This window comes from Streptomyces sp. NBC_01788 (genome assembly GCF_035917575.1).
GTDB lineage: Bacteria > Actinomycetota > Actinomycetes > Streptomycetales > Streptomycetaceae > Streptomyces.
Map to the genome: position 1 here is coordinate 1,299,848 of NZ_CP109090.1, position 13,413 is coordinate 1,313,260.

The window sequence follows — 13,413 nt, forward strand, 5'->3', positions numbered from 1 at the left end:
CCAGGGGCGCCGTGTGTGCACGGCGGCCCCCCTCCGCGGGGCGACGCCCGCGGGTGAAGCGGCGGGCGCGTACGGGCAGGGCCCCCGCCCTCCCCGTTGTCTGGACACGCCGGCGTGCGGGCCCCGCCCTCGAACCGGGCCGCGTCCACAGAGCAGGGCGGGGAGCGGGTGCGCGGCAGGGCCCGGGTGTAGGGCGGCGCCGTGCGTTGCACCATGGCTGCATGTTGCTTGCCCGGTTGGCTCAAGTGTCGCGGGAGGTGGCCGCGGCCTCGGCCCGGTCACGGAAGACGGCTCTGCTCGCGGAGCTGTTCCGGGAGGCCGGGGCCGAGGACGTGCCGGTCGTCATTCCGTATCTGGCGGGGCGGCTGCCGCAGGGGCGGCTCGGCGTGGGCTGGAAGGTGCTCGGCCGCCGGGTCGCCCCGGCCGCCGAGGCATCGCTCACCGTGCACGAGGTGGATGCCCGGCTGAGCGAACTCGGCAAGGTCGCCGGCCCCGGGTCGCAGGCCGAACGCTCCCGGCTCGTCGGTGAGTTGATGGGCGCGGCGACCGAGGACGAGCAGCGGTTCCTGCTGGGGCTGCTCACCGGGGAGGTCCGGCAGGGCGCGCTGGACGCCATCGCCGTCGAGGCGCTGGCCGGGGCGACGGGCGCGCCCCCGGCGGACGTGCGGCGGGCGGTGATGCTGGCCGGATCGTTGCAGACGGTGGCGCAGGCCCTGCTCGCGGAGGGCCCGCCGGCGCTGGAACGCTTCCGGCTCACCGTCGGCCGCCCGGTCCTGCCGATGCTGGCCCACAGCGCCTCCTCCGTGGCCGAGGCGGTCGAGAAGCTCGGCGCGTGCGCCGTCGAGGAGAAGCTCGACGGCATCCGGGTCCAGGTCCACCGGGACGGCGACAGCGTACGGGTGCACACCCGCACCCTGGACGACATCACCGACCGGCTGCCGGAACTGACGGCGGTCGCACGGGAGTTGCGCGGCGACCGGTTCATCCTGGACGGCGAGGTCATCTCCTTCGGGGCGGACGGGCGGCCCCGCTCGTTCCAGGAGACCGCCGGACGCGTGGGCTCGCGCGTGGACGTGGCCACGGCCGCCGAGGCGGTCCCCGTCTCCCCCGTCTTCTTCGACGCGCTGTCCGTCGGCGACCGCGACCTGCTCGACCTGCCGCTGACCGAGCGCCACGCCGAGCTGGCCCGTCTGGTGCCGGAGCCGATGCGGGTCAGGCGCGCCCTGGTGTCCGGTCCCGACGACGTGGGCGAGGCGGAACGGTTCCTGGCCGAGACCCTGCGACGCGGCCACGAGGGCGTGGTCGTCAAGGCCCTCGACGCCGCCTACAGCGCGGGCCGGCGCGGCGCGTCCTGGCTCAAGGTGAAGCCCGTGCACACCCTGGACCTGGTGGTCCTGGCCGCCGAGTGGGGCCACGGCCGCCGCACCGGCAAGCTGTCCAACCTGCACCTGGGCGCACGCACCGCCGAGGGCGGCTTCGCGATGCTCGGCAAGACGTTCAAGGGCATGACGGACGCGATGCTCGCCTGGCAGACCGAGCGGCTGCACCGCCTCGCCGTGGAGGACGACGGCTGGGTGGTGACCGTGCGCCCCGAACTCGTCGTCGAGATCGCCTACGACGGCCTGCAGCGCTCCTCCCGTTACCCGGCGGGCGTCACCCTCCGCTTCGCCCGGGTCGTGCGCTACCGGGAGGACAAGCGGCCCGAGGACGCCGACACCGTCACGACGCTGCTGGCCGCGCACCCGGAGATCGCACCATGAGCGCCCGACGGGGGCGGCGCAGTTCCGGTCTACTGCTGTTCCGGCGCTCCGGCGACGGACTGGAGGTGCTCCTCGGACACATGGGCGGCCCCTTCTTCGCCCGCCGGGACGCGGGGGCGTGGACGGTTCCGAAGGGCGAGTACGACCCGGAGGAACCCGCCTGGGACGCGGCCCGCCGCGAGTTCCAGGAGGAGCTCGGGCTCCCGCCGCCCGACGGGGAGGCCGTACCGCTGGGCGAGGTCCGGCAGACGAACGGCAAGACCGTCACGGCCTGGGCCGTCGAGGCCGACCTCGACCCGGCGGCGGTCGTCCCCGGCACGTTCCTCATGGAATGGCCGCCGCGGACCGGGCGCACCCAGGAGTTCCCCGAGCTCGACCGGGTCGCCTGGCTCGGTCTGGACCGGGCCCGAGAGGTGATCGTCACGGCCCAGAGCGCGTTTCTCGACCGCCTGGCCGAGCACTCGCTCTGACGAGGGCCTCACGCGTTGCGATCGGCACCGCGGCGCGGGAAGGTCGAAGCACAGCCCTCTCCCAGGGAGGTCAGTCATGTCCATCGCCACGGTGAACCCGGCCAGCGGCGAGACGCTCAAGACGTACGAGGCGTTGGGCGAGGAGGAGACCGAGCGCCGGCTGCAGCTCGCGCAGGCCACGTTCCGTACGTACCGGACGACGGCCTTCGCCGAGCGTGCGCGGCTGATGAACGGGGCCGCCGCTCTCCTGGACGAGGACCAGGAGGAGATCGCCCGTGTCATGACCACGGAGATGGGCAAGCCGGTCAAGCAGGCGCGCGCGGAGGCCGCGAAGTGCGCCAAGGCTATGCGCTGGTACGCCGAGCACGCCGAGGAGCTGCTCGCCGACGAGCGGCCCGCCGACGCGGACGTGAAGGACTCCGGGGCGTCCCACGCCCTGGTCCGCTACCGGCCGCTCGGACCGGTGCTGGCCGTCATGCCCTGGAACTTCCCGCTGTGGCAGGTGGTCCGCTTCGCCGCGCCCGCGCTGATGGCCGGCAACGTCGGGCTGCTCAAGCACGCCTCCAACGTGCCGCAGACGGCCCTGTACCTGGAGGATCTGTTCCACCGGGCCGGCTTCACCGAGGGCTGCTTCCAGACCCTGCTCATCGGTTCCGCGGCGGTCGACGACATCCTGCGCGACGAGCGGGTGAAGGCGGCCACCCTGACCGGCAGCGAGCCGGCCGGGCGGGCGGTGGCGTCCACCGCCGGGGAGATGATCAAGAAGACGGTGCTGGAGCTGGGCGGCAGCGACCCGTTCATCGTGATGCCGTCCGCCGACGTCGACCGGGCCGCCGAGGTCGCGGTGACCGCGCGCGTGCAGAACAACGGGCAGTCCTGCATCGCGGCGAAGCGGTTCATCGTGCACACGGACGTCTACGACGCCTTCGCGGAACGTTTCGTGGCCGGCATGAGGGCGCTGCGGGTCGGTGACCCGATGCGGGAGGACACCGAGGTCGGGCCGCTGTCCAGCGAGCGGGGGCGGGCGGATCTGGAGGAGCTCGTCGACGACGCGCGGCGTGTCGGGGCCGCTGTGCTGTGCGGAGGCGAACGGCCCCGCGGGCCGGGCTGGTACTACCCGCCGACCGTGCTGGCCGGCATCACCCGCGAGATGCGCATCCACCGCGAGGAGGCGTTCGGTCCGGTGGCCACGCTGTACCGGGCGACCGATCTCGACGAGGCGGTGCTGATCGCCAACGACTCGCTCTTCGGGCTGAGTTCGAACGTCTGGACCGAGGACGAGACCGAGGTGGACCGCTTCGTACGGGACCTGGAGGCGGGCGGGGTGTACGTCAACGGGATGACGGCCTCGCACCCGGCGCTCCCGTTCGGCGGAGTGAAGCGGTCGGGGTACGGACGTGAGCTGTCCGGGCACGGAATCCGCGAGTTCTGCAACATCACCACCGTGTGGCACGGGGCGTAAGGCTTCCGCGGCTACGATCCCCTTTGTGAACCGCGAAGTGACTCTGCCTCTGATCGTCGACGACCGCGGTACCTTGCAGGTGGCCGCGGCCGATGTGAGCAAGCTGCTGCGCACGGTCGGCGGCCGGTGGCTGCGTCTGGTGGAGGCCGGCCAGGAGGGCCTCGACGAGGACACGGTGGCCGCCCTGACCATCGAACTGGCCAAGCTGGCCGACCGCATCGACGTGGCCTGCATCGCCCACAGCAGCGGCCCCACCCCCGGCTGACCACCCGAACCGCACCGAGCCCCCGCCGTGCTCGCCGTGGCGCCGCCGAGCACGCCTCGGCACGCCTCCCCGACCCGGCGGCGAACCCACCCCGGCTGACCGGCCGGCCCGGACCGACCGCACGGCACCGAACCCACGGCCACGGCCCGGCGGACGCTTCGCCGCGCCTCGCCCTGCCCACCCGGGGGCCAGCCCGCCTCGTCTCGTGGCATCTGCAACGCCCCTCGGCGGACCGGACGGCCCGGACCGACCGCACGGCACCGACCCGCGGCCACGACCCGCGCCTCGCCCACCCGGCGGCGACCCCACCCCGGCGGACCGGCCGGCCCGGACCGACGGCCACGGCCCGGCGGACGCTTCAGCGTGCCTCGCCCTGCCCACCCGGGGCCCAGCCCGCCTCGCCTCGTGGCATCTGCAACGCCCCTCGGCGGACCGGACGGCCCGGACCGACCGCACGGCACCGACCCGCGGCCACGACCCGCGCCTCGCCCACCCGGCGGCGACCCCACCCCGGCGGACCGGCCGGCCCGGACCGACGGCCACGGCCCGGCGGACGCTTCAGCGCGCCTCGCCCTGCCCACCCGGGGCCCAGCCCGCCTCGCCTCGTCTCATCTGCAACGCCCCTCGGCGGACCGGACGGCCCGGACCGACCGCACGGCACCGACCCGCGGCCACGACCCGCGCCTCGCCCACCCGGCGGCGACCCCACCCCGGCGGACCGGCCGGCCCGGACCGACGGCCACGGCCCGGCGGACGCTTCAGCGCGCCTCGCCCTGCTCACTCGGCCGAGCCCGCCTCGTCTCGTCTCGTCCGCAGCCCCCTCGGCTGACCGGACGGGCCGGGCGACGGGACCTGCCGCGCGGCGCTGACCGGTGGTCATGGTCCGGCGGGAGCGTCGCCCCTCCCGCCCTGCGCCACCGCTCGCCTCACCTCACCCCGCCCCGCCCCGCCCCGCCCCGCCCCGCCCCGCCCGGCCCGGCCCGGCCCGGCCCGGCCCGCAGCAGTGGAGCCGGCTGCGGCTGACCGGATCAGCCGGGCGGGCCGATCCGACCGCGTGGTGCGGGACCGGCCACCGGCGGCCCGGCGGGCGCTTCGGCACGCCCGCCGCCACACCCGCCCGCTCCCACCGGCACTCCCCCGCACGGCACGGGCGGTGGGTGCGTCTCGTACTCCTGAAGGCGGATGACGATGGTCGGTGGGGGCGGTGTGAGAGGCGCGGGGGTGATCTTCGTGTGGTGGAGGGCGGTGGCGCGGGTCGAGAGGGTCGCCGACGGAGGTGACCGCAAGGCTGTGAGCAGGGGTTTCGCGGGTGCGGGAGGTCGTTTCACGGCCGCCGGGGTCCAGCCGTTCGAGCCCGGCGGAGCTTGGGCGCCGTCGCCGGATTGGAGTAGCTCCGCGAGAAGATCGTCGCTCCTCCGGGTGATCGTAGATGGACCACCCTTCTGGGTGCACCACCCTCTGACCGGGGGGCAACCGGCCTTCCGGAAGGCGAAAGCAGGCACGGCTCATGGCGACTTTGTGCAGACCCTCGGTGTCCGTTCCAGAGCACGTGATCACGATGGAGGAGACGCTGGAGCTCGCGCGTTCCCGCCACGCGGACCACCCGCAACTCCCGCTGGCCCTCCGGCTCATCGAGAACACCGGTGTGCAGACCCGGCACATCGTGCAGCCCATCGAGGAGACCCTCAAGCATCCCGGCTTCGAGCAGCGCAACAAGCTCTACGAGCAGGAGGCGAAGGCCCGCGTCCCCGCCGTCATCCAGCGCGCGCTCGACGACGCCGAGGTCCGCACCAAGGACATCGACGTCATCATCTACGTCTCGTGCACGGGCTTCATGATGCCCTCGCTCACCGCGTGGCTGATCAACGCGATGGAGTTCGAGTCGACCACCCGTCAGATCCCCATAGCCCAGCTGGGCTGCGCGGCCGGAGGCGCGGCGATCAACCGGGCCCACGACTTCTGCACGGCCTACCCCGACGCCAACGCGCTCATCGTCGCCTGCGAGTTCTGCTCGCTGTGCTACCAGCCCACCGACCTCGGCGTCGGCTCCCTGCTCTCCAACGGCCTCTTCGGCGACGGCATCGCCGCCGCCGTGGTCCGCGGCAGCGGAGGCACCGGCGTCCGGCTGGAGCGCAACGGCTCGTACCTCATCCCCAAGACCGAGGAGTGGATCGCCTACGACGTCCGGGCGACCGGCTTCCACTTCCTGCTGGACAAGCGGGTGCCCGCCACCATGGAGCCGCTCGCCCCGGCCCTCCAGGACCTGGCCGGAGTGCACGGCTGGGACGCGTCCGACCTGGACTTCTACGTCATCCACGCGGGCGGCCCACGCATCCTGGACGACCTGAGCAAGTTCCTGAACGTCGAACCGCACGCGTTCCGGTTCAGCCGGGCCACGCTCACCGAGTACGGCAACATCGCCAGCGCCGTCGTCCTGGACGCGCTGCGCCGGCTGTTCGAGGAAGGCGGCCCCCAGGACCAGGCGCGCGGACTGCTCGCCGGGTTCGGCCCCGGCATCACCGCCGAGATGTCGCTCGGCTGCTGGCAGACCGGGGGCGGCGCATGACGGAGGAGACACTCGTCGAGGAGGCGCGCACCGAGACGGTGCCGCCGGTCCGGCCCTGGCCGGCGCTCGACCTGCCGGGCGTGGCCTTCGACCCGGTGCTCTCCGAGCTCATGGAGCAGGGCCCGGTCACTCGCGTCGAGCTGCCCAACGGCGAGGGCTGGGCGTGGCTGGTGACCCGCATGGACGACGTGCGGACGGTCACCAACGACCCCCGGTTCAGCCGCGAGGCGGTCGTCGACCGGGAGGTCACCCGGCTGGCCCCGCACTTCGTCCCGTCCCGGGCCGCGGTCGGCTTCCTCGACCCTCCCGACCACACCCGGCTGCGCCGCGCGGTCGCCCCCGCACTCACCGCAGACGGTGTCGAGCGGGTGCGGGACAGTGCCCGCCGGATGCTGGACGAGCTGGTCGACGACCTGCTCGCCAACGGCCCGCCCGCCGACCTGACCGCCGAGGTGCTGAGCCCGTTCCCGATCGCCGTGATCTGCGAGCTGATGGGTGTGCCGGTCGCGGACCGGCAGGGCATGCACGCCTGGACCCGGCTGATCCTGTCCTCCCCGCACGGCGCCGCCGTCGGCGAGCAGGCCAAGGAGGAGATGGGAACGTACTTCGCCGAACTCCTCGACGCCCGCGCGGACAGTGCCGGGGAGGACATCGCCTCACTGCTCGGGACCGCCGTGGCCCGCCGTGAGATCAGCCTGAAGGAGGCCGTGGGACTCGCGGTGCTGCTCCAGATCGGCGGCGAGGCGGTCACCGGCAACAGCGGGCAGATGTTCTACCTCCTGCTGACCCGCCCCGAGCTGGCCGACCGGCTGCGCGCGGACCGGGAGATCCGCCCTCGGGCCATCGACGAACTGCTGCGCCACATCCCGCACCGCAACGCGGTCGGGCTGTCCCGGATCGCCCTGGAGGACGTGGAGATCAAGGGGGTGCGGATCCGGACGGGCGACGCGGTCTACGTGTCGTACCTGGCCGCCAACCGCGACCCGGACGTCTTCCCCGACCCCGGGACGATCGACCTCACGCGCAGCCCGAACCCGCACGTGGCGTTCGGCTTCGGCCCGCACTACTGCCCAGGTAGCCAACTGGCCCGGATGGAGTCGGAGTTGCTGGTCGACGCCCTGCTGGACCGGGTACCGAACCTGCGGCTCGCGGTGCCTCCGGAGCAAGTGCCCTTCAGGAAGGGCACGTTGATCCGAGGGCCCGAGGCCCTGCCGGTGGCGTGGTGATCCGGCGATGACCACGGACGGACTGCTCGTACCGCCGGGCCAGGGCCGCGTCGTCGAGGCGCCGGCCCAGCGGGTGACGTTCAAGGTGACCGGCACGCACTCGCGGGCGGCCTCCACCTTCGAGGTGGAGGTCCCCCCGGGCTTCGACGTCGGCGCCCACGTGCACACGCGCAGCGAGGAGTTGTTCTACGTGCTCGAGGGCGAGCTGGACGTGCTCGCCTTCGAGCCGCGGATCCGGACCCCCGACCACTGGCAGCGGTGGGAGTCCCCCTCCGGAAACCGCGTGGTGCGGGCGACCCCGGGAACGGTCATCGTCGTCCCGCCGGGCTGCCCGCACGCCTTCGCCAACCCGACCGACACCCCCGCCAAGATGTTCTTCCAGGCGTCTCCGCCGCCGGACCACGAGCGGTACTTCGAGGAACTCCTTGAGATCCTGGGCAACGGGGGCCCACCGGACCACGCGGCGATCGAGGCCCTCAGAAAGCGCTATGACATCGAGCAACTGACGCCGCTGCGACACCGTTAGCGGAAGCGCCGTCGGCGGAGACTCCGTCGGCGGACGCACCGTCAGCGGATCGGCATGCCCGAGATCGTGCGGGAGATCACCAGCCGCTGGATCTCGCTGGTCCCTTCAAAAATGGTGTAGATCGCCGCATCGCGGTGCATCCGCTCCACCGGGTACTCCCGGGTGTAGCCGTTGCCGCCGAGGATCTGGATGGCCTGGGCCGTGACCTTCTTCGCGGTCTCGCTGGCGAACAGCTTGGACATCGAGCCCTCGGCGGCTTCGAACGGCCTGCCGTTGACGGCCATCCACGAGGCCCGCCACACCAGCAGCCGGGCGGCGTCGATCTGCGTGCGCATGTCGGCGAGCTGGAAGGCGACGCCCTGGTTGTCGATGATCGGCCGGCCGAACTGCTCGCGCGTCCTGGCGTAGTCGAGGGCGACCTCGTAGGCGGCCCGGGCGGTGCCGACCGCCATGGCGCCGACGGCGGGGCGGGACGCCTCGAAGGTGGCCATCGCGGCGTTCTTCACCCGGTCCCCGCTCTTTCGGGCCTTCTCCCGGGCGCGGGCGAGCCGCTCGTCGAGCTTCTCCTTGCCGCCGAGCAGGCAGGACCCGGGGACCCGTACGCCGTCCAGGACCACCTCGGCGGTGTGCGAGGCGCGGATGCCGTGCTTCTTGAACTTCTGGCCCTGCGTCAGTCCCGGCGTGCCCGGCGGGACGATGAAGGAGGCGTGGCCCTTGGAGCCGAGTCCGGGGTCGACGGAGGCGACGACCACGTGCACGTTGGCGATGCCGCCGTTGGTCGCCCAGGTCTTGGTGCCGTTGATCACCCACTCGTCCTTGGCCTCGTCGTACACCGCGCGGGTGCGCATCGAGGCCACGTCGGAGCCGGCGTCGGGCTCGGAGGAGCAGAAGGCGGCGACCTTCACATCGTTCGGTTCGCCGTACATCTGCGGGATCCAGGTGCCGATCTGCTCCTCGGTGCCGTTGGCGAGGACGCCCACGGCGGCGAGGCCGGTGCCGACGATGGACAGGGCGATGCCGGCGTCGCCCCAGAACAGTTCCTCCATGGCCATCGGGATGCCGAGGCCGGTGGCGTCGAAGTACTGCTGCGCGTAGAAGTCGAGGGAGTAGATGCCGACCTTGGCGGCCTCCTGGATGACCGGCCAGGGGGTCTCCTCGCGCTCGTCCCACTCGGCGGCGGCGGGGCGGATCACATCGGCCGCGAAGCCGTGCAGCCAGTCCCTGACCTCCTTCTGTTCGTCGTTGAGCTCCATCGTGAACTCGGCCATGTCCCCTCCAGCGCGCACCTGCGTGTTACTTGCGGTAACCGTACTGTGTTACCTGTCGGTGGGGAAAGTCGACTGCCGACGGTCCTCCGGCAGCCCGTTCGGGGCATCCGGCCTCGTCAGTGTTACTTTGCGCAGGCGTCACCGAACCAGCACGGGTGGGGAGATCTCATGGACACCAGGCAGCGGAGCGATCAGCAGCGGTCCGCCGACCGCCGACGGCGCGAGCTGCTGGAGGCCGCCGACCGGGTGGTGCTGCGCGACGGCCCGCACGCGTCGATGAACGCCATCGCCGCCGAGGCCGGCATCACCAAGCCGATCCTCTACCGTCACTTCGGCGACAAGGGCGGGCTGTACGCCGCCCTCGCCCAACGGCACACCGACGCCCTGCTCGACTCCCTGCGGGCCGCGCTGGACGCTCCCGCCGACCGGCGGGAGCGCGTCGAGGCGACGCTGGACACCTACCTCGCGGCCATAGAGGCCCGCCCGCAGGTCTACCGCTTCCTCATGCACCCGGCGGAGGGCGGTCAGGGCACCGACCAGGGCTTCGACGTCGGCAAGCACTCCGCCCCGCTGCTGCGCCGCATGGGCGAGGAGCTGGCCCGGGTCATCGAGGAGCGGCTCGACCTGGGGCCGTCCGGGCAGCAACTGGCCCGCGTGTGGGGCCACGGCATCGTCGGCATGATGCACGCGGCCGGCGACTGGTGGCTGGGTGAGCGACCGTGCCCGCGGGCGGAACTGGTCCGCAGCCTGGCGGACCTCCTGTGGGGACGGCTGGCGGCGGTCGGCGACAAGGTGGGCGGCCCCGGATTCTGAGCCGCGTCCGCGGGCCCGTCACCGCGAGGCCCGACCTCGCGGCGCGGCGCCCATCACCGCGCGGTGCCGCCGCGACGCCCCGACCGTGCGGCGCGGTGCCCATCACCGTACGGCGCCATCACGAGGCCCGACCACGTAGCGCGGTGCCCAGCACCGCGCAGCGCCGCCGCGAGGTCCCGACCGCGGCGCGAGGCCCATCACCGCCCCGCGCCGCGTGGCCCGACCACGCGGCGCTTCAGCCGGCCGCCGTCCCCGAAGCCCTCGGGCGGCGGACAGCCCGCGGGCCGACGCACAGGCTCACCGACCCCACCGTGCCGCTCGGGCGGCCGCCGGTCCGCGGCCCCGTGCGGAGGCTCACCGGCCCCACGGCGCTCGCGCGGCCTGCCGCAGCAGCCGGCCTCGCCGCCATCCCGTGAGGCGGTCGGCGTACACCTTCCCGTCGAGGTGGTCGCACTCGTGCTGGAGGCAGCGCGCGAAGAACCCCGTCCCGTGCACGGTGACCGGCTCCCCGGTCACCGTGAAGCCCTCGACGACCGCGTGGTCGTGGCGCTCCGTCCCCGCCTCCAGGCCCGGCAGGGACAGGCAGCCCTCCGGCCCGCGGATCACCACACCGTCCGTCTCCACCAGCCGCGGATTGACCAGATGACCGAGGTGGCGCACCTCCTCGTCGTCCGGGCAGTCGTACACGAAGACGCGCAGCGGCAGCCCGATCTGGTTCGCCGCGAGGCCCACGCCGCGGGCCGCGTACATGGTCGCGAACAAGTCCTCCACCACCCGGGACAGTTCGGGTCCGAAGTCGGTGACTTCCTCGCAGGGGGCGTGCAGAACGGGGCTGCCGAGCAGGGAAAGGGGCCGGACGCGCCCGTGGGCGCCCGGGATCGAGCCGTGTCGCATGGCGGCAAGGGTACGGTTCCCTGTGCCCCTGCCTGCCGCGTCGGCATGGGCCGGGATTCGGGAGCGTCAACGGATGTCGATAGGCTGAGGTCCACACCACGTTGCCGGAGAACCCAGGGCGCGGCGCGTACGCAAGGAGGATCGAGAACTGATGGCAGGCAACTCGGACCCGCTCACGCCGCGGGCCAAGCTGGCCGTGACCGCGGGCAAGGCGGTCGCTGCGGCATCGCGTGCAGCGGGACGCGGCAGCGGTTCGGTGATCGGCGGTCGGGTGGCCCTCAAGCTCGACCCCGATCTGCTCGCACGGCTCGCCCAGCACCTGGACGTGATCCTGGTCTCGGCGACGAACGGCAAGACGACGACGACCCGGCTCATCGCCGAGGCGCTGCGGGCCGCGGGCCCGGTCGTCTCCAACGCGCTCGGCGCGAACATGCCCGCGGGCATCACGTCGGCGCTGGCCGGCGGCTCGGACGCGAAGTTCGGCGTCATAGAGGTCGACGAGAAGTACCTCGCGGGCGTGGCCCGCGACACCGACCCCAAGTGCATCGCACTGCTCAACCTCTCCCGCGACCAGCTCGACCGGGCCGGCGAGACCCGGATGCTGGCCGAGAACTGGCGTGAGGCGCTCAGCGGCTCCAAGGCCGTGCTCGTCGCCAACTGCGACGACCCGCTGGTGGTGTGGGCGGCGTCCTCGTCCCCCAACGTGGTCTGGGTGGCCGCCGGGCAGATGTGGAAGGACGACGCCTGGTCCTGCCCCTCCTGCGGCGGAGTGATGCAGCGCCCGGGCGACGACTGGTTCTGCGGCGAGTGCGGCTTCCGCCGGCCGACCCCCACCTGGGCCCTGTCCGGCGACCACGTCCTCGACCCGCACGGCTCGGCCTGGCCGATCCAACTGCAGCTCCCGGGCCGCGCCAACAAGGCCAACGCCGCCTCCTCGGCGGCCGTCGCCGCCGTCTTCGGGGTGCCGCCGCAGGTCGCCCTGGAGCGGATGTACCAGGTGCAGGCGGTCGCCGGCCGCTACGACGTCGTGCAGTTCCAGAACCGCGACCTGCGCCTGCTGCTGGCCAAGAACCCGGCCGGCTGGCTGGAGACGTTCTCGCTGATCGACCCGCCGCCCACCCCGGTCATCCTGTCGGTCAACGCGCGCGGCGCCGACGGCACCGACACCTCCTGGCTGTGGGACGTCGACTACACGCGTCTGACAGGCCACCCGCTCTTCGTGCTCGGGGACCGGAAGCTGGACCTCGCGGTGCGTCTGGAGGTCGCGGGCCAGCAGTTCCAGGTCTGCGAGAGCCTGGACCAGGCCGTGCAGCAGGCCCCGCCCGGCCGGATCGAGGTCATCGCCAACTACACCGCGTTCCAGGACCTGCGCCGCCGCGTCGGCAACTGACCACAAAGGACGAGCACTTCATGAGTGACAACCAACTGCGGCTGGTGTGGATCTACCCGGACCTGCTGAGCACCTACGGCGACCAGGGCAACGTCCTCGTGGTGGAGCGCCGGGCCCGCCAGCGCGGCCTGGACGTGGCCCGTCTCGACGTGCGCAGCGACCAGCCGATCCCGACCTCCGGCGACATCTACCTGATCGGCGGCGGCGAGGACCGGCCGCAGCGGCTGGCGGCGGAGCGGCTGCGCCGCGACGGCAGTCTGCCCAGGGCGGTGGCGAACGGCGCGATCGTCTTCTCCGTCTGCGCCGGGTACCAGATCCTCGGGCACGAGTTCATCAACGACCTCGGGCAGCGCGAGCCGGGGCTCGGTCTGCTCGACGTCGTGTCGGTGCGCGGTGAGGGCGAGCGGTGCGTTGGCGACGTGCTGGGCGACATCGACGCGCGGCTCGGCCTGCCCCCGCTGACCGGGTTCGAGAACCACCAGGGCGTCACCCACCTCGGCCCCACCGCCCGCCCCTTCGCCCAGGTGAGCCTGGGCCGGGGCAACGGCACGGGCGACGGCACGGAGGGCGCGTACAACGACACCGTCTTCGGCACGTACATGCACGGGCCGGTGCTGGCCCGCAACCCGCTGATCGCGGACCTGCTGCTGAAGCTGGCGCTCGACGTCAACGCGCTGCCGCCGATCGACGACCACTGGTACGAGGCGCTGCGCAACGAGCGCATCGCGGCCGCGCAGCAGCAGCCCGCGTAAACAGCCGCTCGACAGCCCGTG

At 73.1% G+C, this 13,413-nt stretch carries 11 protein-coding genes and 1 pseudogene; 10 read left to right on the forward strand and 2 right to left on the reverse strand.

Features of this window, described 5'->3' with window-relative positions; translation table 11 throughout:
• The first annotated feature begins 221 nt into the window (after positions 1-221).
• From OIE49_RS06110 to OIE49_RS06140, 7 genes and pseudogenes are all read left to right on the forward strand, one after another.
• Positions 222-1,760 carry an ATP-dependent DNA ligase gene (locus tag OIE49_RS06110; RefSeq protein WP_326801424.1) on the forward strand — a complete coding sequence of 513 codons (1,539 nt, stop codon included), beginning with the start codon at positions 222-224 and terminating at the stop codon, positions 1,758-1,760.
• Positions 1,757-2,230, forward strand: coding sequence for an NUDIX domain-containing protein (locus OIE49_RS06115; protein ID WP_326801425.1), 474 nt, complete (start codon positions 1,757-1,759; stop codon positions 2,228-2,230). The genes OIE49_RS06110 and OIE49_RS06115 overlap by 4 nt, the downstream gene beginning before the upstream one ends.
• Positions 2,231-2,306: 76 nt before the next feature.
• Positions 2,307-3,692 (forward strand): NADP-dependent succinic semialdehyde dehydrogenase, encoded by a 1,386-nt coding sequence (locus tag OIE49_RS06120; protein WP_326801426.1) that lies wholly within the window; start codon positions 2,307-2,309, stop codon positions 3,690-3,692.
• 25 nt (positions 3,693-3,717) lie between these two features.
• Complete coding sequence (locus OIE49_RS06125; RefSeq protein ID WP_326801427.1) at positions 3,718-3,957, forward strand: DUF6213 family protein; 240 nt, start codon at positions 3,718-3,720, stop codon at positions 3,955-3,957.
• Between the two features lie 1,498 nt (positions 3,958-5,455).
• Positions 5,456-6,523, forward strand: a pseudogene (locus tag OIE49_RS06130) (type III polyketide synthase); the annotation flags it as partial.
• Positions 6,520-7,749, forward strand: coding sequence for a cytochrome P450 (locus tag OIE49_RS06135; RefSeq protein WP_326801428.1), 1,230 nt, complete (start codon positions 6,520-6,522; stop codon positions 7,747-7,749). The pseudogene OIE49_RS06130 and the gene OIE49_RS06135, both read left to right, overlap by 4 nt.
• Before the next feature lie 7 nt (positions 7,750-7,756).
• On the forward strand, positions 7,757-8,275 hold the full coding sequence (locus OIE49_RS06140) for a cupin domain-containing protein (RefSeq protein WP_100567341.1): 519 nt from the start codon (positions 7,757-7,759) through the stop codon (positions 8,273-8,275).
• A 41-nt stretch (positions 8,276-8,316) separates the two neighbouring features.
• On the opposite strand, the gene OIE49_RS06145 is transcribed toward OIE49_RS06140, so the two are convergent.
• Complete coding sequence (locus tag OIE49_RS06145) at positions 8,317-9,543, reverse strand: acyl-CoA dehydrogenase family protein (RefSeq protein ID WP_326801429.1); 1,227 nt, start codon at positions 9,541-9,543, stop codon at positions 8,317-8,319.
• A gap of 168 nt (positions 9,544-9,711) precedes the next feature.
• Here OIE49_RS06145 and OIE49_RS06150 point away from each other — a divergent pair, with 168 nt between their 5' ends.
• Positions 9,712-10,356, forward strand: a complete 645-nt coding sequence (locus OIE49_RS06150) for a TetR family transcriptional regulator (RefSeq protein WP_100567339.1) — start codon at positions 9,712-9,714, stop codon at positions 10,354-10,356.
• A 354-nt stretch (positions 10,357-10,710) separates the two neighbouring features.
• Here OIE49_RS06150 and def read toward each other — a convergent pair whose 3' ends face one another.
• Positions 10,711-11,250, reverse strand: a complete 540-nt coding sequence (gene def, locus OIE49_RS06155; protein WP_326801430.1) for a peptide deformylase — start codon at positions 11,248-11,250, stop codon at positions 10,711-10,713.
• A 151-nt stretch (positions 11,251-11,401) separates the two neighbouring features.
• Here def and OIE49_RS06160 point away from each other — a divergent pair, with 151 nt between their 5' ends.
• Positions 11,402-12,640, forward strand: coding sequence for a Mur ligase family protein (locus OIE49_RS06160; protein ID WP_326801431.1), 1,239 nt, complete (start codon positions 11,402-11,404; stop codon positions 12,638-12,640).
• Between the two features lie 20 nt (positions 12,641-12,660).
• Positions 12,661-13,392, forward strand: coding sequence for a type 1 glutamine amidotransferase (locus tag OIE49_RS06165; protein ID WP_100567336.1), 732 nt, complete (start codon positions 12,661-12,663; stop codon positions 13,390-13,392).
• Positions 13,393-13,413: the final 21 nt, after the last annotated feature.

What these genes read in the sequence shown, in the direction of transcription:
- OIE49_RS06110 (WP_326801424.1), top strand. Translation starts at nt 222, where the DNA reads ATGTTGCTTGCCCGGTTGGCTCAAGTGTCGCGGGAGGTGGCCGCGGCC.
- OIE49_RS06115 (WP_326801425.1), top strand. Translation starts at nt 1,757, where the DNA reads ATGAGCGCCCGACGGGGGCGGCGCAGTTCCGGTCTACTGCTGTTCCGG.
- OIE49_RS06120 (WP_326801426.1), top strand. Translation starts at nt 2,307, where the DNA reads ATGTCCATCGCCACGGTGAACCCGGCCAGCGGCGAGACGCTCAAGACG.
- OIE49_RS06135 (WP_326801428.1), top strand. Translation starts at nt 6,520, where the DNA reads ATGACGGAGGAGACACTCGTCGAGGAGGCGCGCACCGAGACGGTGCCG.
- OIE49_RS06140 (WP_100567341.1), top strand. Translation starts at nt 7,757, where the DNA reads ATGACCACGGACGGACTGCTCGTACCGCCGGGCCAGGGCCGCGTCGTC.
- OIE49_RS06145 (WP_326801429.1), bottom strand. Translation starts at nt 9,543, where the DNA reads ATGGCCGAGTTCACGATGGAGCTCAACGACGAACAGAAGGAGGTCAGG.
- OIE49_RS06150 (WP_100567339.1), top strand. Translation starts at nt 9,712, where the DNA reads ATGGACACCAGGCAGCGGAGCGATCAGCAGCGGTCCGCCGACCGCCGA.
- def (WP_326801430.1), bottom strand. Translation starts at nt 11,250, where the DNA reads ATGCGACACGGCTCGATCCCGGGCGCCCACGGGCGCGTCCGGCCCCTT.
- OIE49_RS06160 (WP_326801431.1), top strand. Translation starts at nt 11,402, where the DNA reads ATGGCAGGCAACTCGGACCCGCTCACGCCGCGGGCCAAGCTGGCCGTG.
- OIE49_RS06165 (WP_100567336.1), top strand. Translation starts at nt 12,661, where the DNA reads ATGAGTGACAACCAACTGCGGCTGGTGTGGATCTACCCGGACCTGCTG.